The organism is Lacinutrix sp. C3R15 (genome assembly GCF_018860825.1).
In the GTDB taxonomy this organism is placed as follows: Bacteria; Bacteroidota; Bacteroidia; order Flavobacteriales; family Flavobacteriaceae; genus Oceanihabitans.
On sequence record NZ_JAHKPZ010000015.1, the window covers coordinates 65,937 to 86,908 of the forward strand.

At 32.7% G+C, this 20,972-nt stretch carries 21 protein-coding genes; 13 read left to right on the top strand and 8 right to left on the bottom strand.

All coding sequences use genetic code 11. From position 1 onward, the window contains the following. Positions 1-110: 110 nt before the first annotated feature. On the bottom strand, positions 111-1,676 hold the full coding sequence (locus KO494_RS05820) for a T9SS type A sorting domain-containing protein (protein WP_215966664.1): 1,566 nt from the start codon (positions 1,674-1,676) through the stop codon (positions 111-113). Positions 1,677-1,874: 198 nt separating this feature from the next. Further along, positions 1,875-3,548: a T9SS type A sorting domain-containing protein gene (locus KO494_RS05825; protein WP_215966665.1), complete on the bottom strand. Its 1,674-nt coding sequence runs from the start codon at positions 3,546-3,548 to the stop codon at positions 1,875-1,877. 251 nt (positions 3,549-3,799) lie between these two features. On the opposite strand from KO494_RS05825, the gene KO494_RS05830 reads away from it, so the two are divergent. Together KO494_RS05830 and KO494_RS05835 are read left to right on the top strand one after the other, a co-directional pair. Continuing rightward, positions 3,800-4,483, top strand: coding sequence for a response regulator transcription factor (locus KO494_RS05830; RefSeq protein ID WP_215966666.1), 684 nt, complete (start codon positions 3,800-3,802; stop codon positions 4,481-4,483). Then, positions 4,483-5,526, top strand: a complete 1,044-nt coding sequence (locus KO494_RS05835; protein WP_215966667.1) for a cell wall metabolism sensor histidine kinase WalK — start codon at positions 4,483-4,485, stop codon at positions 5,524-5,526. The genes KO494_RS05830 and KO494_RS05835 overlap by 1 nt, the downstream gene beginning before the upstream one ends. Here the strand turns inward: KO494_RS05835 and KO494_RS05840 are convergent. After that, positions 5,509-6,561 carry a glycosyltransferase gene (locus KO494_RS05840; protein WP_215966668.1) on the bottom strand — a complete coding sequence of 351 codons (1,053 nt, stop codon included), beginning with the start codon at positions 6,559-6,561 and terminating at the stop codon, positions 5,509-5,511. The two genes, KO494_RS05835 and KO494_RS05840, sit on opposite strands and share 18 nt — an antisense overlap. 68 nt (positions 6,562-6,629) lie before the next feature. Between KO494_RS05840 and trmB the strand changes: the two genes are divergently transcribed. From trmB to KO494_RS05890, 10 genes are all read left to right on the top strand, one after another. Next, a complete protein-coding gene (gene trmB / locus KO494_RS05845) occupies positions 6,630-7,304 on the top strand; it encodes a tRNA (guanosine(46)-N7)-methyltransferase TrmB (protein ID WP_215966669.1) in 675 nt (224 codons plus the stop codon). 2 nt (positions 7,305-7,306) lie between these two features. Beyond that, entirely contained in the window at positions 7,307-7,936 is a 630-nt protein-coding gene (locus KO494_RS05850; RefSeq protein WP_215966670.1) for a LysE family transporter, read from the top strand. Further along, positions 7,936-8,265 carry an MGMT family protein gene (locus tag KO494_RS05855; RefSeq protein WP_215966671.1) on the top strand — a complete coding sequence of 110 codons (330 nt, stop codon included), beginning with the start codon at positions 7,936-7,938 and terminating at the stop codon, positions 8,263-8,265. The genes KO494_RS05850 and KO494_RS05855 overlap by 1 nt, the downstream gene beginning before the upstream one ends. Before the next feature lie 223 nt (positions 8,266-8,488). After that, entirely contained in the window at positions 8,489-9,625 is a 1,137-nt protein-coding gene (locus KO494_RS05860) for an Mrp/NBP35 family ATP-binding protein (protein WP_215966672.1), read from the top strand. Positions 9,626-9,628: 3 nt separating this feature from the next. Then, entirely contained in the window at positions 9,629-9,871 is a 243-nt protein-coding gene (locus tag KO494_RS05865; protein ID WP_215966673.1) for a NifU family protein, read from the top strand. A gap of 216 nt (positions 9,872-10,087) precedes the next feature. Continuing rightward, the gene (locus KO494_RS05870) at positions 10,088-11,149 is read left to right on the top strand and encodes an NAD(P)/FAD-dependent oxidoreductase (RefSeq protein ID WP_215966674.1); all 1,062 of its coding nucleotides are present in this window, start codon (positions 10,088-10,090) and stop codon (positions 11,147-11,149) included. A 119-nt stretch (positions 11,150-11,268) separates the two neighbouring features. After that, positions 11,269-11,601, top strand: coding sequence for a 2Fe-2S iron-sulfur cluster-binding protein (locus KO494_RS05875; RefSeq protein ID WP_215966675.1), 333 nt, complete (start codon positions 11,269-11,271; stop codon positions 11,599-11,601). Positions 11,602-11,743: 142 nt separating this feature from the next. Continuing rightward, the gene (locus KO494_RS05880; RefSeq protein WP_215966676.1) at positions 11,744-13,087 is read left to right on the top strand and encodes an autotransporter outer membrane beta-barrel domain-containing protein; all 1,344 of its coding nucleotides are present in this window, start codon (positions 11,744-11,746) and stop codon (positions 13,085-13,087) included. A gap of 20 nt (positions 13,088-13,107) precedes the next feature. After that, positions 13,108-14,187: an imelysin family protein gene (locus KO494_RS05885; protein WP_215966677.1), complete on the top strand. Its 1,080-nt coding sequence runs from the start codon at positions 13,108-13,110 to the stop codon at positions 14,185-14,187. A 74-nt stretch (positions 14,188-14,261) separates the two neighbouring features. Then, positions 14,262-15,641 carry a di-heme oxidoredictase family protein gene (locus KO494_RS05890; RefSeq protein ID WP_215967018.1) on the top strand — a complete coding sequence of 460 codons (1,380 nt, stop codon included), beginning with the start codon at positions 14,262-14,264 and terminating at the stop codon, positions 15,639-15,641. A 2-nt stretch (positions 15,642-15,643) separates the two neighbouring features. On the opposite strand, the gene KO494_RS05895 is transcribed toward KO494_RS05890, so the two are convergent. From KO494_RS05895 to KO494_RS05915, 5 genes are all read right to left on the bottom strand, one after another. Beyond that, positions 15,644-16,543 carry a metallophosphoesterase family protein gene (locus KO494_RS05895; RefSeq protein WP_215966678.1) on the bottom strand — a complete coding sequence of 300 codons (900 nt, stop codon included), beginning with the start codon at positions 16,541-16,543 and terminating at the stop codon, positions 15,644-15,646. A 128-nt stretch (positions 16,544-16,671) separates the two neighbouring features. After that, positions 16,672-17,850: an acyl-CoA dehydrogenase family protein gene (locus KO494_RS05900; protein WP_215967019.1), complete on the bottom strand. Its 1,179-nt coding sequence runs from the start codon at positions 17,848-17,850 to the stop codon at positions 16,672-16,674. A 112-nt stretch (positions 17,851-17,962) separates the two neighbouring features. Then, positions 17,963-18,676: a tRNA1(Val) (adenine(37)-N6)-methyltransferase gene (locus KO494_RS05905; protein ID WP_215966679.1), complete on the bottom strand. Its 714-nt coding sequence runs from the start codon at positions 18,674-18,676 to the stop codon at positions 17,963-17,965. A 41-nt stretch (positions 18,677-18,717) separates the two neighbouring features. Continuing rightward, positions 18,718-19,248, bottom strand: a complete 531-nt coding sequence (gene rimM, locus KO494_RS05910; RefSeq protein ID WP_215966680.1) for a ribosome maturation factor RimM — start codon at positions 19,246-19,248, stop codon at positions 18,718-18,720. Positions 19,249-19,390: 142 nt separating this feature from the next. Next, positions 19,391-19,897: a 30S ribosomal protein S16 gene (locus tag KO494_RS05915; RefSeq protein ID WP_215966681.1), complete on the bottom strand. Its 507-nt coding sequence runs from the start codon at positions 19,895-19,897 to the stop codon at positions 19,391-19,393. Between the two features lie 136 nt (positions 19,898-20,033). Here KO494_RS05915 and KO494_RS05920 point away from each other — a divergent pair, with 136 nt between their 5' ends. Continuing rightward, a complete protein-coding gene (locus tag KO494_RS05920) occupies positions 20,034-20,906 on the top strand; it encodes a DUF6252 family protein (RefSeq protein ID WP_215966682.1) in 873 nt (290 codons plus the stop codon). The last annotated feature ends 66 nt before the right edge of the window (positions 20,907-20,972 follow it).

The following is a 20,972-nucleotide window of genomic DNA, read 5'->3' on the forward strand; positions in this document are numbered from 1 at the left end:
ATTTAATAAATAATAATACGCAGCTTTTTAAGTTGTTTTATCAAATATATTATAAAAAAAAGGATTGGTGTATTACAACCAATCCTTTTAACAATAACTTATTATCTATGTTATTTAATTACTAATCTTTTAGTAGAAACGTTTCCGTTTTGAGAAATCTTTAAAATGTATACACCGCTATTTAAAGAAGCAACGTTTAAAGTGTTGTTAGTTACTGTTTGGTTAAATACTTGTTTTCCAAGAATATCAAAAACAGTAACAGAAATAGCTTCGTTAAATTTACTTGTAATATTTACTAAACCGTTTGTAGTTGGGTTAGGGTATATTGAAAACACATCAGCAGTTGTTTCTGTAGTAGATAGTGTTGAGCAGTCTGCTGCAGTTCTAGTACCTAATACAGGGCAAGCGCCATAAGTTGCTAATTGTACATTCGATATTTGCCAATCAGAGTATCCGTCTGCACCATCATCAAGGTATTGTATACCAATATAAAAGGCTGTTCCTGTTGCTGCAGATAGGTCCACTTCAATGGCACCTTCATCGCTACCTGTTAATGTTTGAGCATTGGTCCATGCAGTGTTAGAAGGACAACCATCATAATTACTTGTATAGTTTATTGCTAAAGGAGTATCGCTATAGTTTTCATAAGCATCAAACTGTAATAGTAATCCAGAAACTGCAGAAATGTCAAGAGGTCCAAAAACTAACCATCCGTTTACAGCTTCTTCACAACCAGAACCACAGTAACCGTTTGCAGAATATACACCGCTGTTTTCTTCCCATACAGTACTAGTTTCAGCATTAAATATTTCAAATTTTTCTGTACCATTACTTATATCAAAACAAGTGTTTAAACTAGGGTCACATTGGTTAGCAGGTACAATACCAGATGCAATAATTGCAGCACAGTCACCACCAGTTAGGTTGATGTCCCAACTATCTCCTTCAGATAACCCTGTAATAGTAATTGTACCGTTTTCAATAATTGCAGGATTATCACCTCCAATAGTACCTGTAGATGTCGTTGTAACATCTGTTATGGCTGCATCTATTCCAGAATATGGTATGTTAATGATTACGCTATCGTTATTATCTCCAATAGTATTTGTACTACAAGTATAAGTAGTTGTGCCATAAGTTATGCCACAGTTACTGCTAAATCCTGACCAAGTAAAGTTGTCTATTATAATTCTTTCTGTAGTACCGTTAGATTTAAATCTAATCAAAATATTATCATTAGGATTAGCAATAGTAGCCCCAAAGCTAACATACTCGTTATCATTGTTTAAAGAGGTATTGTTTATGGTTGCAACTTGTACCCATGAAGTACCTGCATTAACAGAGTATTCTAATGCGAAATCTGGAGAAGGACTATTGTCCCAAGCTCTAACTTGTACTGAAAAAGCATCTACACCACCAGATGCTATTGTTGCAGTTAATTCTGAACTAGAATTGTTTTGTAGTCTAGAAGCATATCCAGAACCACCATATGCATTTGAGCCTGATTCACGTAGGTTGTTTACGCTTGTGAAAGAGAATAACCCTTCTTCATAAGTTTTATCAGAATAACCTGATCCTCCATTTAACCAATTAGCTGCATCATCAAAGTCAATAGTGGTTTGTGCCGAAGCGCTTAAAGCAGTCATTGCAATAAGCAATAAGTAAATTTTTTTCATTAATATTTGTTTATATAATTTAAGTTACGCAAAAATATACTTTTTAAGTAGTTGACAGTCATTAAAAGAGATGTATTTTCTTTCCTTTTTAAATGATAAAATTCAGGAGACAATTAATTAATGTAATCTTAAAATTGCGCATAAAAAAAGCGCTACTTTTTTAAGTAGCGCTTTAGGGTATTAAATATCTATACCGAATTATTTAATCACTAATTTCTTAGTAGAAACATTTCCGTTTTGAGATAATTTTACAATATAAATTCCGCTATTTAAAGAAGCAACGTTTAAAGTGTTGTTAGTTACTGTTTGGTTGATAACTTGTTTTCCAAGAACATCAAAAACAGCAACAGAAATAGCTTGGTTAGATGTGCTAGAAATATTTACTAAACCATTAGTAACAGGGTTAGGGTATACTGCAAAAGTATTTTTGTTAAAATTAGAAGTAGATAAAGTAGTTGGTGTTACCTCTGCCCAAAGAGTACCTATTCTTAATTCATCCATAACAATTCCTGGAGTTTCTGTTGCAGAATCTTGTCTGATTAAAAACTGAGAAAATGTATTTGCAGTTGAAGAAGAAGCTTCTGTAATATCTGCAGTAGGTTCTGCAGCTCCTAAAGTTGGGTTAAGCCATGCACTAACTTGATCGTTGTCGATATCGTAATTAAAAACTACAAATATTTCATCATCAATATTAAAGTCTGTTCCAGAAGTAATTTCTGTTAAAGTACCACCATTACTAATACCTATTTGGTAGGTTGTAGCACCAGTTGGTGAAATCCATAATCTAGATGCGTAATCGCCTCCATCGGTTCTTAATACAGCAAAATATCCATCTGTTGCACTAGCGTCTAAACTAGTTACTTTAAGCATAAAAGAAGCATAAATAGTTCCTGTGCTAGTTGGTGTATACTCAACAACAGGGTCTGCACCACTACCATCAAAAGAAATAGAATTTCCAATACCGTTTAATGTAGAGTAAGACAAACTTCCTGTTTCTACTAATATATCATCACCAGAAAAATAATTAGTCCAAGGTGTTTGTTCTCCTAAAGTTTCAGAAGCTGTATAATCAAAAGAATCTATAAAAGGAAGTGTTTGTACTTCAATAATAGTAAAAGTAACCGAAGTAGTTACAGGAGTACTAAGAGAGTTATTACTTGTATCTACTAATTCTAGATTTACAGTATGAGATCCGGCAGCAAGACCTGTTAAAGCAATAGGTGTTGTGTCTGATTTTATGATGTCAGATCCTCCATCAACAGAATATTTTATATTTCCATCTGCAGGTATGTCAAAATTTTGAACACTTAATTCCACATCTACATCTGTGGTATAAATATTAGAACCATCTGTAGGAGCAGTAACTGCAATTCCAGGAGTAGATTGTGCTACAATTTGAAAATTGTCTACAATAATAAAAGAGGAGTCTGTAAATCCTGCAGCATCATAAAAACGTAAACCAAAATCAGCGTCTCCAGTGGTAGTAGCATTATACACATAACTTAATGTTTGCCATTCACCTACTAGAGTTTCATCAGAATATCCTTGGTATCCATCTGCATATAATCTAGCTTGACTTAAAGCATCCACTTGATAAATCTGTACAGATACATCGTACGCTACACCAGCTACAACTGGTACAGCTTGTCTAAAATCTGTATTCCCTTGTGTTCCTGTTGTAACTTCAAAGTTTACAGCAGAAGTTCCTTCAGCAACCGTAATTGTTTCTTGTGTTATTGTAGTACCTGACTCAGAAGTCCATGAGTCTACAACACCAGCTGTCCAACTTTCAAAATCGCCATTAACAGCAATGTTTTGCCCAAAAGATGCGCTAGCAATTAAAGTAAATAATAAAAAGTAAATTTTTCTCATAATAGTATAGTTTATTTATAATATACAAATATAATGAGAAATTTGGCTATTAGCCATAGGAAAATATATTTATTCACAGTAAGATAACATTATCTATCTGCTTATGTATTAGAATTATACTTTGTAATACCTATTTTAAAGGATATAAACTTGTTAGGTGAATTCTTATGTTATTATAATGTTATTTGTATCTTTAAACCTGTGCATCTTTGTGATTAATTTTATCTTTACATTAACTTTACTTTAAATACATGAAGAAGAAAGATATTAAAATATTATTGGTTGATGATGAACCAGACATTCTTGAAATTGTTGGGTATAATTTAACCACAGAAGGATACCAGGTTATTACCGCAGAAAATGGTATACAAGCAGTAAAAAAAGCTAAAAAAGAAAAACCACAACTTATTATTTTAGATGTAATGATGCCAGAAATGGATGGTATTGAAGCATGTGAACAAATTAGAAAAATAGATAGTTTAGATAAAACTATAATTACCTTTTTAACTGCTAGAGGCGAAGATTATTCACAAGTAGCAGGGTTTGATGCTGGAGCAGATGATTATATAACAAAGCCTATAAAACCAAAAGTTTTAGTAAGTAAAGTAAAAGCTTTATTAAGACGCTTTAAAGATGAAGAACTAAGTGAAAATATTGTTAAAATAGGTAGTCTTGTTATTAATAGAGATGAATATAAAATAGAGCTTAAAGGAGAAGAAATTATTTTACCAAGAAAAGAATTTGAGTTATTGTCTTTATTGGCATCTAAACCCGGAAAAGTTTTTAAAAGAGAAGATATTCTAGATAAAGTTTGGGGAAATGAAGTGGTAGTTGGCGGAAGAACAATAGATGTGCATATAAGAAAACTAAGAGAAAAAATTGGCGATGATTACTTTAAAACCGTTAAAGGTGTTGGCTATAAGTTTGTAGAATAATGCAAAGAAAATTAAAAAAAACGTACAAGTTTGCTTTTAAAACAGCATTATACATCACTTGTTTTTTAACGCTCTTAATGGGTGTTTTTTTATATAAATTTTATACTCTAGATTGGGTGCAATTTATATACATAGCAATCACTTGTTTTGTATCTTCATTTATTATTATTCAATATCGAGTAGAGCAATTTATTTATAAAAGAGTAAAAAAAGTATATGATGAACTTACGCTTTTAGAGTCTTCTACATTAAAAAAAGAAAGAATTACTACAGATATGGCAACGCTTACTAAAGAAATAGATAAGTATGCTAAAGACCGTAAGTTAGAAATAGAAATGTTAAAAGTACGTGAGGAATACAGAAAAGAATTTCTTGGTAATGTATCTCACGAGCTTAAAACTCCTTTGTTTACTGTGCAAGGTTATATTTTAACTCTATTAGATGGTGCTATAAAAGACAAAAATGTACGTGAAAAATATTTAAATAATGCTAATAAAGGTGTAGATAGACTTATTTATATTGTTAGAGATTTAGATATGATTACCAAATTAGAAATTGGTGATTTAAGTTTAAATATTGAGACTTTTGATATTGTAGAATTAATAAAAAGTGTTTTTGAGCTTTTTGAAATGAAAGCAACAAAAAAGCACATTACCTTAACTTTTGATATAGAATATAAAGAGCCTATTTATGTTGTAGCAGATAAAGAACGTATACAACAAGTATTAACTAACCTTATAGTGAATTCTATTAAATACGGAAGACAACAGGGTACCACAGAAGTTAGTATAGAAAACCTTATTAAAAATAAAATTATTATTCGCGTAACAGATAATGGCGAAGGCATAGAAAAAAAACACATACCAAGATTATTTGAACGTTTTTACAGAGTAGATAAAAGTGGTTCGCGAAAAGAAGGTGGTTCCGGATTAGGTTTAGCAATAGTAAAACATATTATTGAAGCACATGATGAAAAAATTTATATAGAAAGTGAATTTGAAGTAGGAAGTGAGTTTTCTTTTACTCTAGAAAAGGCTAAATAATTTTTTATAGTTTACCTCGTAATCAAATTGTTTTAAACCAGTACTTAACGTTACGGCTTCTAGTTTGTTTATAGTAAAGTCTTCTTGTTTGCAACAAGGCACAATACCTAAGCTATCAAGTCTTTTTGCTAAATATTCTTGTTCAAATTGCCCAGGAGTTGGTATAAAAAAAGCTTTCTTTTCTAATTTTGCTAAATCCATTATAGTAGTATAGCCAGAACGCGATACAACCAATGCGCTTTCATTTATAGTTTGTTCTAGTAAAGTACTAGTCATAAAATTATAAATAGTCATGTTTCCTTCTTGTACTTTTGTTTGTGTTTCTTCCATAACCCCTTTTACAAAAACAATTTTTCCTTTAAAAGCTTTTAGTTCTTCAATAAGTTTGTTTTCTAAAAGTGTTCGTTGTGGTTCTGGGCCAGATAATAAAACCAGTAAATCTGTAGTTATTTTCGTTTCTTTTTTATGAAATCTACTTAAAGGTCCTAGATAGCGTGTTGGTAGTTCTGTCATATCAATATGACCTAGTTTTCCGCTTAAATTAGGTTCTCCTAAATTATCAGGAACCCAACATACATCAAATTGTTTCATTATTTTTTGATGCATTTTGGTGCTTAGCCAAGTAGTGTTTCCGCTTAAAACTTGAAGTTGATGGCTTATAAACACACAAGGTACTTTTTTGCTATGTAACCCCAATCTATTATCACTAATAACTCCATCTATAAAATGGGTTTCAATAATGGTTTTAATTGCTTTTTTTTCGGCTTTAATTGCTTTCAAAACTTTTGGAGAATCTTTTAATAATTTCCATTTAAACAGCTTTGCATTTTTAGCATATTCAATGTTATACGTTGGCAGTTCTATAGCTTCTAGTTTAGGAAATTCTTTTTTTAATAACATTAATGCAACACCATCACTAGCTATAATTACTTCAAAATTATTTTTTAACAAAGCATGAATAATTGGTATGCATCGTGTAGCGTGACCAAGTCCCCAATTTAGAGGTGCAATTAAGATTCGTTTTTTTGTATTCATAAAAAACAAAGATAAGCATAAACTATGCTCATTATATTTCCTTAATTTTGCCAAAACATTAAATAATTGTGGGAAGTAAAAATAAACTTAAACGCTTTAGAGAAAACGAAACTTTTAAAAACGTATTTCAACCAACAAGAGAAGCGCTTGTAGATGCAGAATATAAATTAAAAGGAAATTGGAATACTACATTTTTTAAAAATAACAATCCTTTAGTTTTAGAGCTAGGTTGTGGTAAAGGCGAGTATAGCGTTGCTTTAGCAAAAAAATATCCAAACAAAAACTTTATAGGTATAGATATTAAAGGTGCGCGTTTTTGGAGAGGAGCAAAAACAGCTATTGAAGAAAACATACCAAACGTAGCTTTTATTCGTACACAAATAGAGTTGGTAGAATATGTTTTTGCAGAAAATGAAGTAGATGAAATCTGGATTACTTTTCCAGACCCACAAATAAAATACAAGCGTACTAAGCATAGAATGACAAATTCTCAGTTTTTAAAACGTTATAAAACCATTTTAAAGCCAGAAGGAATCATGAATCTTAAAACAGATAGTGAGTTTATGCACGGTTATACTCTAGGTTTGTTACATGGTGAAGGTCATGAGGTGTTATACGCAAACCATAACGTGTATAAGCAAGAAGGTAGCCCAGAAGAGGTGACTAGTATTCAAACTTTTTACGAGAGTCAGTACCTTAGTCAAGATAAGGCAATTACGTATATTCGTTTTAAAATCAAATAGTTTTGAGCATAACCATTACCTTTTTTTTAGGAGCTTTAGTTGCGCTAATTGGTGTTATTCCACCAGGATTATTAAATATGACAGCTGCTAAAATTAGTTTAAAAGATGGATACTCTAGAGGTATTACTTTTTCTATAGGTGCTTGTGTGGTCATTTTATTTCAAACCTATATTGGTGTTTTGTTTGCACGTTATTTAAGCAACCACCAAGATGTTGTAGAGGTTTTACAGCGTGTTGCTTTTGTTTTATTTGTGCTTATTACAATTTATTTTTTGGCTATAGCAAAAACCGAAGACAAGCCTAAAGCAGAAATTAAAGTTAAAAGTAAAAAGAGTAGGTTTTTTCAAGGTATGCTGCTTTCGGCTTTAAACGTATTTCCAATTCCATACCAAGCATATATGAGTATTACTATTGTTTCCTTTGGTTGGATGAATTTTGAAAAATCAATTATTTTCTCATACGTAGCAGGAGCAGTAACCGGAAGTTTTGTGGTTTTTTATTTTTATATTTTCTTTTTCGATAAAATTAAAAGCAAAACACTTACCTCTCAAAAAAGTATGAATTATCTTATTGGTACAGTCACAGGAATAATTTCTATGATTACTTTATTTCAGATTATTAAAGAAATATAATGCAACAAGAAACATTAAATTTTTTCGATAAAGTGTATGCTGTAGCAAAGCTAATTCCTTATGGTCGTGTAACTAGTTATGGTGCTATTGCAAAATATTTAGGAGCAGCAAAAAGTGCTAGAATGGTTGGCTATGCCATGAATGGTTCTTCAGGTAAAGACGTTCCTGCACACCGCGTGGTAAACAGAAAAGGATTGCTTACGGGTAAAATGCACTTTGATGGTACCAACCTCATGCAGCAGTTATTAGAAAGTGAAGGTGTGGTGGTGGTAGAGAACCAAATTCAAAATTTTGAAACCTTGTTTTGGGATCCTCAAAAAGAATTATAATTCATTTTTGGCAACTCTTTTATTACTTCCTAATTGGTATAAAATTTATAAATAATTGTAAGTTAACTATAATAGTTTTCATCAATAATACTATAAAAAAACTTCCAGCTTCAATCTTCTCACTTACAGCAATATTAATTATATTTGCTGTTTAGAATTAATCTTAATAGAATCTGAAAGTTTAGCCTGTATTTTCAGACTATATTTTCAATAGATATAAAACATGAAACTCAACAAGCAAGACATATTAAAAGCACTAGAAACTATTTCAGCTCCTGGCGAAGGACAAAACATGGTAGAAAGTGGCGCAGTAACCAATGTAATCACTTTTGGTGATGAGGTAGTTGTAGATATTACTATTACAAACCCAAGTTTACAAGCAAAAAAGAAAACCGAAGTAGAAATCCTGCAAACCATTCATAAATTAGTCTATGAAAAAGCTAAAATAAAAGTGAATGTAAAAGTAGAAGCACCAACAAAATCTGCTCCTAATGTAATCAAAGGAAAAAATATTCCTGGCATTCAAAATATAGTAGCAATAGCTTCTGGTAAAGGTGGTGTAGGTAAATCTACAGTTACCGCAAATATTGCAGTAACCCTTGCAAAAATGGGTTTTAAAGTAGGTATTCTAGATGCAGATATTTATGGTCCTTCTATACCAATTATGTTTGATGTGGTTAATGAAAAACCTCTAGCGGTAAATGTAGAGGGAAAATCTAAAATGAAACCAGTAGAAAATTACGGCGTAAAAGTATTATCTATTGGCTTTTTTACAAAACCAGACCAAGCAGTAGTATGGCGTGGACCAATGGCTGCAAAAGCACTAAACCAAATGATTTTTGATGCCGCTTGGGGAGAATTAGATTTCCTGCTTTTAGATTTACCTCCAGGAACAGGAGATATTCATTTAAGCATCATGCAATCGCTGCCAATAACTGGCGCAGTAGTAGTAAGTACACCACAAAACGTTGCCTTGGCAGATGCTAAAAAAGGAGTAGCAATGTTTCAACAAGAAAGCATTAGCGTTCCTGTTTTAGGAATCGTTGAAAATATGGCGTACTTTACACCAGCAGAATTGCCAGAAAACAAATATTATATCTTTGGTAAACAAGGAGCAAAAAACCTTGCCGAAGACTTAAAAGTACCATTTTTAGGAGAGCTTCCTTTAGTACAAAGCATTCGTGAAGCAGGAGATGTTGGGCATCCAGCAGCACTACAAACCGCAACACCATTAGAGCAAGAATTTGAAAAAATCACGCAAAATATGGTACAGGAAGTAGTAAAAAGAAATGATAATTTACCTCCAACCGAAGCAATTAAAATTACAACAATGGCTGGTTGTTCAGCAGTAAAAAAATAGCAAATGAGCACAGAAGAACTAAGACTAAATGTAGAAAAAGCGCTAGAAGAAATTCGCCCTTTTTTACAAAGTGATGGAGGCGATATTTCACTACTATCCATAGAAGATGATAAGCTTGTAAAAGTACAATTACAAGGCGCTTGCGTTGGTTGTAGTGTTAATCAAATGACGCTAAAATCTGGCGTAGAAATGACTATAAAAAAATACGCACCACAAATAGAACAAGTTATTAATATAGAAGCTTAGTAGGGCGTGACCACAAGGGTCAGTCTTTCACTACTCGCTCTCTGCGAGGAGCTCAAACAGGCCGTTCAATCCTTCACGCAAACTGATAAATGTCATAAAATATAGGCATTCTATTGCGTAATTTTGAACAAATAAAATAAAGAAAAAAAACCTGCAAGACCTTAAAACCTTGTAGGTTTATATTTAAAACAAATTCCCACTTTCGTGGGCATTATTATGATTAAAACAGATATACTTATTATAGGTGCTGGTCCAACAGGATTATTTACTGTTTTTGAAGCTGGCTTACTAAAATTAAAATGCCATTTAATTGACGCCTTACCACAACAAGGAGGACAATGCTCAGAGCTTTACCCTAAAAAACCTATTTATGATATTCCAGCATATCCAGAAATTCTTGCAGGAGATTTAACCCATAAATTAATGGAACAATGTAAGCAATTTGAGCCTGGATTTACCCTTGGTGAACGTGCAGAAACCATAGAAAAACAAGAAGATGGGTCTTTTATTGTAACCACTAACAAAGGAACAAAACATCAAGCTCCTGTGGTAGCAATAGCAGGAGGATTAGGTAGCTTTGAACCACGTAAACCATTAATACACAACATTGCTCACTTTGAAGATAAAGGTGTAGAATACATGATTAAAGAACCAGAAATGTACCGAAATAAAAAAGTGGTAATTGCTGGTGGAGGAGATTCTGCTCTTGATTGGAGTATTTATTTAAGTGATATAGCTAGTGAGGTAACCTTAATTCATAGAAGAAATGAGTTTCGTGGTCATTTAGATTCTGTAGAAAAAGTTCAAGAACTTAAAAATGCAGGAAAAATAAACTTAATCACACCAGCTGAAGTAATTGGTATAGTAGGAGATAAAAATGTAAAAGCCGTAGTTGTAAAACAAGCACAGCATATTGAAAAAGAATTTGAAATACAATGTGACCATTTTATACCGCTTTTTGGGCTTTCACCAAAATTAGGTCCAATAGCAAATTGGGGATTAGAAATAGAAAAAAATGCCATTAAAGTAAATAATGCATTAGATTACCAAACCAATATACCTGGTATTTATGCTATTGGTGATGTAAATACGTATCCAGGAAAATTAAAATTAATTCTTTGCGGATTTCACGAAGCAACATTAATGTGCCAATCTGCATATCAAATTATAAATCCTGGTAAAAGATTTGTATTAAAGTACACAACTGTAAGTGGTGTTAATGGTTTTGATGGAACCAGAAAAGAAGCACCAAAAGCAGTAGTGAAGAAAATAGAGTAAGCTACATAAGCTATCCTTACTCCAATTAATAAACGATTCAAACACTGTGAGTCTCTTTGTAAATTAAGAAAATATCAGTGTTAAAATTAAAAAGATTCCCGCTTTCGCGGAAACTAAAGATGGAACAAGACATAAATATAAAAATAACAGATAGAGATGGTGTTACACATGATGTGTTAGCACCAACAGATATGGCTATGAATTTAATGGAAGTGGTTCGTTCTTATGAGCTTGCTCCAGAAGGAACTATTGGTATTTGTGGTGGTATGGCTATGTGTGCTTCTTGTCAATGTTATGTGTTAAGCGATACAGCGCTTCCAGAAATGCAAGATGACGAAGAGGCAATGCTTAGTGAAGCTTTTGATGTTAAAGAGAATTCGCGTTTAGGTTGTCAAATTCAAATAACCCCAGAAATGGAAGGCTTAGAGGTTGAGTTAGCACCAGAGAGTTAATACGTTTTTACTAGTATAACGTATTCATGTACCTATTTTTATGGTAACTCATTTTAGTTTTATTCAGACACATTAAAAAAAATCCTTTTTTATTTTTATTTATTCTAAATAAGTATAGATTTGCACTCATATTTAGAATAAAATGAAAAAGAGTATCATAATTCTTCTAGTATTTTTTACTGCTAGAATGCATGCGCAAGTAAAACAGGATTCTATAACTTTAAGTCAGCTTAAAGAAGAAATTAAGCAAGAGCTTAGAGAAGAGTTTAAAATTCAGGAAGAATCTAAAAAAGAACCATTGCTAAGATGGAGTAACTTTAGTCTACGAGGTTACGGAGTTATTAACTACTACAATAACGATTATGATACCGATCCTACACTAAAAGATAAGTTTGATGCAGAACGCTTAAACCTATATTTAGAATATAAATTTACAGACAAAATAAGCTTAAAAACAGAGATTGAGTACGAGCATGGTGGTACAGCCTCTGCTGTTGATTTAGATACTCAAGAAGAGTTTGGTGAGTTTGAACAAGAAATTGAAACAGGTGGTGGTGTTAAGCTAGAACAAGTGCATATTAATTTTAAAATTAAACCTTATTTTAATGTGCGTGCAGGTAAAATGAAAATGTATTTTGGTTTACACCAAAGTTTAGATACACCTGTACAATATTTTACTACTACACGTCAAGAAATGGAAAATGCCATTTTGCCTTTAGGTTGGTATGAAACAGGAATTGAGGTTTATGGTACTTTTGCAAAAAGATTTAACTATAGAGCTTATATTGTTAGCGGGTTAGATGCCTCTGGTTTTTCTTCAAGAGGATGGATTAAAGAAGGGTACCAACAACGTTTCGAAATGGCAAATGCAGAATCTTTAGCTTTTTCAGCACGATTAGATTATAAATTTGGTACACATAAAGATACTTATGTTGGTGTTGCAGCTTATATTAATGATGCAGCAGCAAATAGACCTAAAGATGATATGAGTGAGAGCGCTTATGTTACCATTGTAGAAGGGCATGTAACTTATAACGAAAATAACTTAAGATTTAATGCAATCGCTTTATACGGAAACCTTGAAAATTCTAATATTGTTTCTACTCGCAACGCAAATTTATCTAATAATTTAGGTGTAAAAAGAACTCCAGTGGGTAAAAATGCACTAGGTGTCTCTGCCGAAATAGGATATAACATCTTACCGTTAATTACAGAAAATACTACACAACAATTATTCCCTTTTGTACGCTATGACTATTATGATACCATGCAAGACGTAGAAGGTAGCATTGTAGATAATCCGCGTTGGGAACGCAGTACTATTACAGGAGGAATAAATTGGTTTGTGCATCCTCAAATTGTAGTAAAAGCACAATATGCAGATAGACAATTAGGTTCAGAAAACTACGACTTATCAACCTTAGAATATACAGGAGAAAAACAACACGACAAAACCTTTTCTGCTGGAATAGGATTTAAATTTTAATACAATAAACATTAATAAAAATGAAAAAAAGCACCTTATTTTTAAGTTTAATAACTTTATCATTAGCAGGTTTTACTAGCTGTAGCGATAATGATGCAAGTTCAGAAACAACAGACCCTAACGCAAGTGTATATTCCGAAGTATTAACAGACTTATCTATAGACGTAATTACAGAAACATATAATAGTTTATACACAAACGCTGTAGCTTTAGAAACTGCAGCTGGCAATTTAACTATTGGAGATGAATCTGCTTTAGATGCTGTAAAAACAGCATGGCAAAATACTAGAGCTCCTTGGGAGAAATCAGAAGGATTTTTATATGGTCCTGTAGATACAGACGGAATTGATCCAGCTATTGATTCTTGGCCTGTAGACGTTAATGCTATTGATAATATTTTAAGCAGTAACAATGAAATTACTTCTACTTTATTAGAAAGTAATAACGAAGCTAGAGGGTTTCATACTATTGAGTATTTTGTTTGGGGATTAGAAGGAAATAAAACAGCTTCAGAATTAACAACAAGAGAGCTTGAATATTTGGTAGCTGCAACACAAAATTTAAAAAGTAAAACTCAAGAATTATATTATGGTTGGTTAAGCTCTGAAGGTGATTTTGCTTCAAACTTTGTTAATGCTGGAGAATCAGGATCTATTTATACCTCTCAAAAAGGTGCATTAGAAGAAATTGTTGAAGGTTTAGTAATTATTGCAGATGAGGTTGCAAATGGTAAAATTGAAGAACCTTTAAATGGTAATAATGGAGGACCAAAACCAGAAGCAGAAGAATCTAGATTTAGCAACAATTCTAAATTAGATTTTGCAAATAATATTAGAAGTATTCAAAATATCTATTTAGGAGACTATAATGGCAATAATGGAAATGGTATAACTAATGTTGTAGCATTAACAAACACAACATTAGATACCGAAATAACAACAGCTATCTCTGCTGCTATTTTAGCAATTGAAGCCATTCCTGGTACGTTTACAGATGCTATTGTTAATAATAGAACAGCAGTAGAAAATGCACAAACTAAAGTAGCAGAATTACTAGTTGTTTTAGAGTCAGATTTAACACCATTTATCACTGGTTTATAGAGTGATTATCAATTAAAAAGAAGCATGTGTATACATGCTTCTTTTATAAATAAATTTCAGTTTTGAAAAGTTGTATTAATAAAGTAGGATTATTTGTTTTTGTTTTAGCGTTGTTTACATCTTGCTCAGAGGATGTTTCTGAAGATTATGTAGATTTACCTGATTTAGAAAATCGTTTGCTAGCAGGAGGTGATACTACTATATTTTTAACCTCTAGCAATGCATTTAGTACTCCTGCAGCTAATTTAAACGGAAGTGATTTAGATATGCATCTAGATGGTGATTTTCAGTTTGAAGCTGCGTTTGTAACAGCTCCAGCAGATGTTAATGAAGGTATAGGTCCTATTTTTAATAATACATCTTGTATAAGCTGTCATCCTAAAGACGGAAGAGCTCCTTTTCCAGACAATTTAAATAGTTTAAGTGGTTTTTTTCTAAGATCCAGTATTCCTGGTCAAGATGTAAACGGAGGACCTGTTCCTGCTCCTGGTTTTGGGTTGCAAATACAAAATCAAGCTATTTTTGGTTATGAACCAGAAGCAAAGTTTCAGGTTAATTATACTACAATTGTTGAAACTTTGGCAGACGGAACAGAAATAACACTTCAAAAACCAGATTATACATTAATAGATACCTATGTTGCTGCACCAAGTAACATATTGTTATCTCCAAGACTCGCACCTCCTGTTTTTGGATTAGGTTTATTAGAGGCAATTCCAGAATCTGAAATTTTAATGTATCAGGATGTTGATGATATCGATCAAGATGGAATTTCAGGAAAAGCTAATTATGTGTTTGATGTTGTTTCTGGTACTACACAAATTGGTCGTTTTGGATGGAAAGCAAATACGGCAACTATTTTAGAACAATGTGCTGGAGCTTATCTACATGATATGGGAATTACAAACTCTTTGTTTTCACAAGAAACAGGCTTTGGGCAAACAAACGGAAGTGATGGGTTAGCAGATGATCCTGAATTGACCGAAGAAATTTTAAATCAAGTTGTTTTTTATTGTCAAACACTTGCAGTTCCTGCTCCAAGAGATATAGAAGATGATTCTGTTAGAAGAGGAGCACAACTTTTTGAAGACTTACAATGTGCTTCTTGTCATGTGCCAAGTATGACTACTTCTAGTAATACAATTTCAGCAATATCTAACCAAACTATTTATGCGTATTCAGATATGCTTTTACATGATATGGGAGAAGGTTTAGCAGATAACAGACCTGATTATTTAGCAAATGGTAGTGAGTGGAAAACAAGACCACTTTGGGGTATTGGTTTAACACAAGTAGTAAATGGACATACCGATTTTTTACATGACGGAAGAGCAAAAAATATAACAGAAGCTATATTGTGGCATGGAGGAGAAGCTGAAAACGCTAAGAGTATGTTTAAAGATTTAACAACAGACCAACGTGAAGACTTGCTAAATTTTGTAAACTCCCTTTAACTTTAAAGGGTTTTATAATCTAATAATTTTTTTGGACCTTCTAATAACACACGAACTATTTTTAGTGTGCCATCTTCAGTTGTGGCAATTTGCCATTTAATTAATGAAATCTTACCTTTTTCAATTTCAATACCTGTAATACTTCTTGGGTGTACGCAGCTACCATCGTTAAAAAAAGGGATGTCACCAGGTTCGGGAAAACGTGGTCTATGGGTATGGCCAACAATAGTAATTAAGTTATTATTCTCTGAAATCCAATTTTTAGTTTTTCGTTCTACTTTTATTAATTCTTTGTAATTTTTTGCAGGACTTGTAGGGTCTGCAATTCCCATCACGTTTAAGGGTTTCCAAAGTACTCGAACTAAAAACCTACTCCATTTCCAAAAGGTATAATTCCACCAATCTGCTTGGTGACCATGTGTTAAAAAGACTTCTTGTTGGGTTTTGGTATGTTTTAAAATAATACCTTCATGGTAGGTTAAATCACAAAATAAGGCAACTTCTTCGCCAATTTTAGGGTCAAAATAAGTAGATAGGTTTCTTTTTACATATTCAGGGTCTCGATATACCATGTCATGGTTTCCCCAAATCATATGCAATCTGTTTTGTTCATGAAAAAGTTTCATGAGTTCATACACATTTTTATGAGCTTCTAAAATAGGTGTAAATGATAAGTTTTCCCAAAGTTCATCACCATCTCCAATTTCGGCATAGGTAAAACCTTCGGCATAGTAATGTTTTAAGGCGTGAAAATAAATGTTTCTGTTGTTTGCAAAATCATCTGCAAAACTATTATCACCACGATGGCAATCACTAAAAAAAATATATTTAGAATCATTATCAAAAGCTACAACTTTAGCTTCTTTATACGCTTTGTCTAATCGTTTTTTTGCTGAAAACATATAGTAAATGTAAACAAATTTTTAATAAAAAATGCTTCCCAATAATTGAGAAGCATTTTTGTGAATTTTAATTTTAAATAGGTTACACGCTGCTGTAATAATCAAACGTTGTTTAGTAATTTTGGTTACTATTTAAAGGCGTTTAAGCCAGTAACATCTAATCCTGTAATAAGTAAATGTATGTCGTGAGTACCTTCATAAGTAACCACACTTTCCAGGTTCATCATGTGTCTCATAATACTATATTCGCCACTAATTCCCATTCCTCCTAACATTTGTCTGGCATCACGTGCAATTTTTAAAGCCATATCTACATTATTTCTTTTAGCCATAGATATTTGTGCAGAAGTAGCGGTTCCGTTTTCACGCATTACACCAAGTCGCCAAGCTAATAATTGGGCTTTGGTAATTTCGGTAATCATTTCGGCTAATTTCTTTTGTTGTAATTGAAACTGCCCAATAGGTTTTCCAAATTGTAAACGTTCCTTACTGTAACGTAAAGCTGTATCATAACAATCCATAGCAGCACCAATAGCTCCCCAAGCAATACCAAAACGAGCAGAATCTAAACATCCTAAAGGAGCTCCAAGACCCGATTTGTTAGGTAGTAGGTTTTCTTTAGGTACTTTTACATTATCAAAAATTAATTCTCCAGTAGCAGAAGCTCTAAGGGACCATTTGTTATGAGTTTCTGGTGTGGTAAAGCCTTCCATACCGCGTTCTACCACTAAACCGTGAATACGTCCTTCTTCATTTTTAGCCCAAACTACAGCCACATTACAAAAAGGAGCATTTGAAATCCACATTTTTGCACCATTTAAAAGATAATGATCTCCCATATCTTTAAAATTGGTAACCATGCCACCAGGATTACTACCATGGTCTGGTTCTGTTAGTCCAAAACTACCAATCCATTCTCCAGACGCTAGTTTAGGTAAGTATTTATTGCGTTGTTCTTCGTTTCCATATTTCCAGATTGGGTACATCACTAAAGAAGATTGTACAGAAGCTGTACTACGTACTCCAGAGTCTCCTCGCTCTATCTCTTGCATGATTAAACCATAAGAAATTTGGTCTAAACCAGCACCACCATATTCAACCGGAATATAAGGTCCAAAAGCACCTATTTCTGCTAAACCTTTAACTATTTGTGTAGGAAATTCTGCTTTTTGAGCATACTCTTCAATAATTGGTGAAACATCACGTTTTACCCATTCTCTTGCTGCATCACGTACTAATCTGTGTTCTTCGGTAAGTAATTCGTCAAGGTTATAATAATCTGGTGCTTCGAATAAATCTGGTTTCATTCTAATTATGATATTTAAGGCTTCTAAATTTTGAGAATTAATCAAAATAGAAGGCGTTATTTTATAAGTTTAACAAAAGTAACGAAATCGTTTTCATTGCCAAATTTAAATATCACATTTTAAGATAAAAATCTTTGGTTAAATTTATGTAGTCTTCTGTATATTGGTGTCTTGTTGTTTCAATAATAAGAGCCTCTTTTTTTATTTCGCTTTCGCGGAAAGAAAATTCTAATAGGCTTCGTTTTATTTCTGAAGTAGGTGTTCCTTTTACGTGTAAAATTTTATTTGGAAATAATTTTACTTTTGAAGCTAATTCAATAAGTTTATGTTCTTCTTTAAACGGTATAATAACAGAAAAGATACCATCTTCAGCTAATAATGTAGCTACACTTTCTATTAAATGTTGCAAAGGCATGGCATCTTGAAACCTTGCTAAATCACGTTGGTTACTTTCTGTTTTAAAGTCTTCAGAATAAAAAGGAGGATTTGAAATAATAAGATCGTATTTGTCTTCAATTTCTTCGGTGAACTCTTCTAAAGACGCGTGGTAACAAAAGAGTCTGTCACTCCATGGTGCATTTTCAAAATTATCTACACATTGCTCATAAGCGGCATCGTCAATTTCTAAAGCATCTACTACTTGGGCAAAACAACGTTGTGCTAGCATAAGAGACAAAACACCAGTTCCTGCACCAATATCCAGAATTGCAAAAGGGTTTTGTTGTATAGATGTCCAAGCGCCAAGTAATACAGCATCTGTACCAATTTTCATGGCACATTGATCTTGATTTACTTCAAATTCTTTAAATTGAAAGGGTTTGTTCATAAGAGTAAAAGTCCTTCCTTTTGTGAAGGAGTTAGATGGGCTTATTCTTCTAAGTATAAATCAATCAATCCTTCAGGCGTTTCTACAAGAATTACCTTGTTTTTTTTATCTACTTTTTTAATAAAGTGATCATTCATTGGTATTAAAATTTCAATACCATCTCTATCTATTTCAAAAAGAGCTTGTGCAGTAGTATCGTTGACTCCTGTTATAGTACCTACATCACCAAAGTTTATATCTTTTACTGTAAAACCAATGATTTCATGAAAGTAAAATTTGTCATCCTCTAGTTTTGGCAAAAAGGATAATGGCAAATATAAATTGCTTTTTAGTATAGCATCTGCATCATCTTCTGTATCTACATCTTCAAATTTAATGCGCAGTAGTTCTGATTTATGTAATTGTGCATTTTCAATAAAAAAAGGAACCAAGTTACCTCTTAAATCTACAAAAACAGAATCTAACCCATCATAAATTTCTGGTTCATCTGTATCTAGTTTTACTAGAATTTCACCTTTAAAACTGTACTTTTTTACAATTTTACCTAGAAAAAAACAATCTTCTTTTTTCATTGAAAAATATAATTTTTCATTTCCGTATCAACGAAAATTTATTTGTAATTATTTAAAGCCTAATGGGATTCCCTTTGGCAAAGGAATAAAAAAAACTCCAACACAAAAGTATTGGAGTTTAAAAGTATAAAAAAATAATTTTCTATTCTTCTTCGTTAGATGCTTCTTCTGCAGGAGCATCTTCAGTAGTTTCTTCTACAACTGGAGTGTTTGCTGCAATTCTAGCTTCGTTTGCTGCTTTTTCAGCTGCAAAAGCTTTTGCTTTAGCTTCTTCTTCAGCTTTAGCTAAACCATCTGTTTTTGCTCCAACTTTACTTGCTTTTTCTTCTAACCAAGCAGTAAATTTAGCTTCTGCTTGCTCTTCTGTTAAAGCGCCTTTAGTTACTCCACCTTTTAAATGTTTTTTTAATAAAACACCTTTGTAAGATAAAATAGCTCTAGCTGTATCTGTTGGTTGAGCACCATTTTCTAACCATGTTACAGCGCCATCAACGTTTAAATCAATAGTTGCTGGGTTAGTGTTTGGATTGTAAGCACCTAATTTTTCTAGGTATTTACCATCTCTTTTCGCGCGAGCATCTGCTGCTACGATCCAGTAATAAGGTTTTCCTTTTTTACCGTGTCTTTGTAATCTAATTTTTACAGGCATAATAATTAATTCATTGAGGTTCTCGACCTCTGGTTATTAATAAGTGTGCAAAGATACTATAAATAATTTATATTCATCTTCTATTGTTAATCATTTTTTTATGCTATTTTTAGGCTCTCAAATTATATAAAAAATTATGAAAAAGTTATTTCTATTTATTGTTTCGGCTTTATTTATGGTAGGTTGTGGTGAAGACCTAGAATTTAATACACCAGCATTACAAGGTAAAAAAGATAGTGCCTTCTGGAGAGCAGATTATTACACTGCTGAAATTAATGGTAGTGGACAATTAATTATTAGTGGAGGAAGAGGAAGTGAGAGTATTGTTTTAAAAACGCAATCTGCAAGTGTTGGGTCTTATTTGCTTGGTGAAGGTAGCTCTAGTGAAGCTACTTTTGTTAGTACGCAAGATATAGCTTATTCTACCAATAATGAACCAGATCCAATTATACAAATATATCCTGCAGATGGTGAAATTGTAATAACGGATTATAGTGAGTCTGGTAATGCGGTTTCAGGAACGTTTTGGTTTAATGCTTTTTCAGAATCAGGTTTAAATAAAGTGAATTTTAGTCAAGGTGTTTTTTATGAAGTACCTATCTCTAGTGGTGGCTCTAGTGCTGTGGTTGTTTCTTGTGATGATGCTGTTGCTGCATCTGCTGCTGCTCTGTTAGTTTATCAAGCAACAGATGTTACTAGTTCAGATTATGCTTCTGTTTGTAGCGCGTATGAAGCGGCTTTAACACAACAAATTACTAGTTGTGGTGATGATACTGGTGTTTTACAAGGTATTATTGATGGACTTAATTGTGCAGATGGTACTGTGGTAACAGGAACTTGCCAAACTTGTTCAAGTAGTGTTGTTCCAGAAACAGAATATTGTGATAATCAAGACGGAACAATGACTGTTACCGTTACTGGTTTTCCGTCTAACACAGTAGATTTACAAGGTGTTTCTTTTGAAGATTATATTTCTGGATTAGAAACTTCAGGTATGACCTGCAATTAAAAAAAATATTCTTTTTAAAAAAAGCGCAATCTTACAGGTTGCGCTTTTTTTTGTTTAAAACTGTTT

Coding starts and splice junctions, on each gene's coding strand:
- KO494_RS05855 (WP_215966671.1), top strand. CDS start 7,936: ATGCAACAAGAAACATTAAATTTTTTCGATAAAGTGTATGCTGTAGCA.
- KO494_RS05900 (WP_215967019.1), bottom strand. CDS start 17,850: ATGAAACCAGATTTATTCGAAGCACCAGATTATTATAACCTTGACGAA.
- KO494_RS05825 (WP_215966665.1), bottom strand. CDS start 3,548: ATGAGAAAAATTTACTTTTTATTATTTACTTTAATTGCTAGCGCATCT.
- rimM (WP_215966680.1), bottom strand. CDS start 19,248: ATGAAAAAAGAAGATTGTTTTTTTCTAGGTAAAATTGTAAAAAAGTAC.
- KO494_RS05880 (WP_215966676.1), top strand. CDS start 11,744: ATGAAAAAGAGTATCATAATTCTTCTAGTATTTTTTACTGCTAGAATG.
- KO494_RS05895 (WP_215966678.1), bottom strand. CDS start 16,543: ATGTTTTCAGCAAAAAAACGATTAGACAAAGCGTATAAAGAAGCTAAA.
- KO494_RS05915 (WP_215966681.1), bottom strand. CDS start 19,897: ATGCCTGTAAAAATTAGATTACAAAGACACGGTAAAAAAGGAAAACCT.
- KO494_RS05840 (WP_215966668.1), bottom strand. CDS start 6,561: ATGAATACAAAAAAACGAATCTTAATTGCACCTCTAAATTGGGGACTT.
- KO494_RS05835 (WP_215966667.1), top strand. CDS start 4,483: ATGCAAAGAAAATTAAAAAAAACGTACAAGTTTGCTTTTAAAACAGCA.
- KO494_RS05865 (WP_215966673.1), top strand. CDS start 9,629: ATGAGCACAGAAGAACTAAGACTAAATGTAGAAAAAGCGCTAGAAGAA.
- KO494_RS05830 (WP_215966666.1), top strand. CDS start 3,800: ATGAAGAAGAAAGATATTAAAATATTATTGGTTGATGATGAACCAGAC.
- KO494_RS05870 (WP_215966674.1), top strand. CDS start 10,088: ATGATTAAAACAGATATACTTATTATAGGTGCTGGTCCAACAGGATTA.
- KO494_RS05875 (WP_215966675.1), top strand. CDS start 11,269: ATGGAACAAGACATAAATATAAAAATAACAGATAGAGATGGTGTTACA.
- KO494_RS05860 (WP_215966672.1), top strand. CDS start 8,489: ATGAAACTCAACAAGCAAGACATATTAAAAGCACTAGAAACTATTTCA.
- KO494_RS05905 (WP_215966679.1), bottom strand. CDS start 18,676: ATGAACAAACCCTTTCAATTTAAAGAATTTGAAGTAAATCAAGATCAA.
- KO494_RS05885 (WP_215966677.1), top strand. CDS start 13,108: ATGAAAAAAAGCACCTTATTTTTAAGTTTAATAACTTTATCATTAGCA.
- KO494_RS05820 (WP_215966664.1), bottom strand. CDS start 1,676: ATGAAAAAAATTTACTTATTGCTTATTGCAATGACTGCTTTAAGCGCT.
- KO494_RS05920 (WP_215966682.1), top strand. CDS start 20,034: ATGAAAAAGTTATTTCTATTTATTGTTTCGGCTTTATTTATGGTAGGT.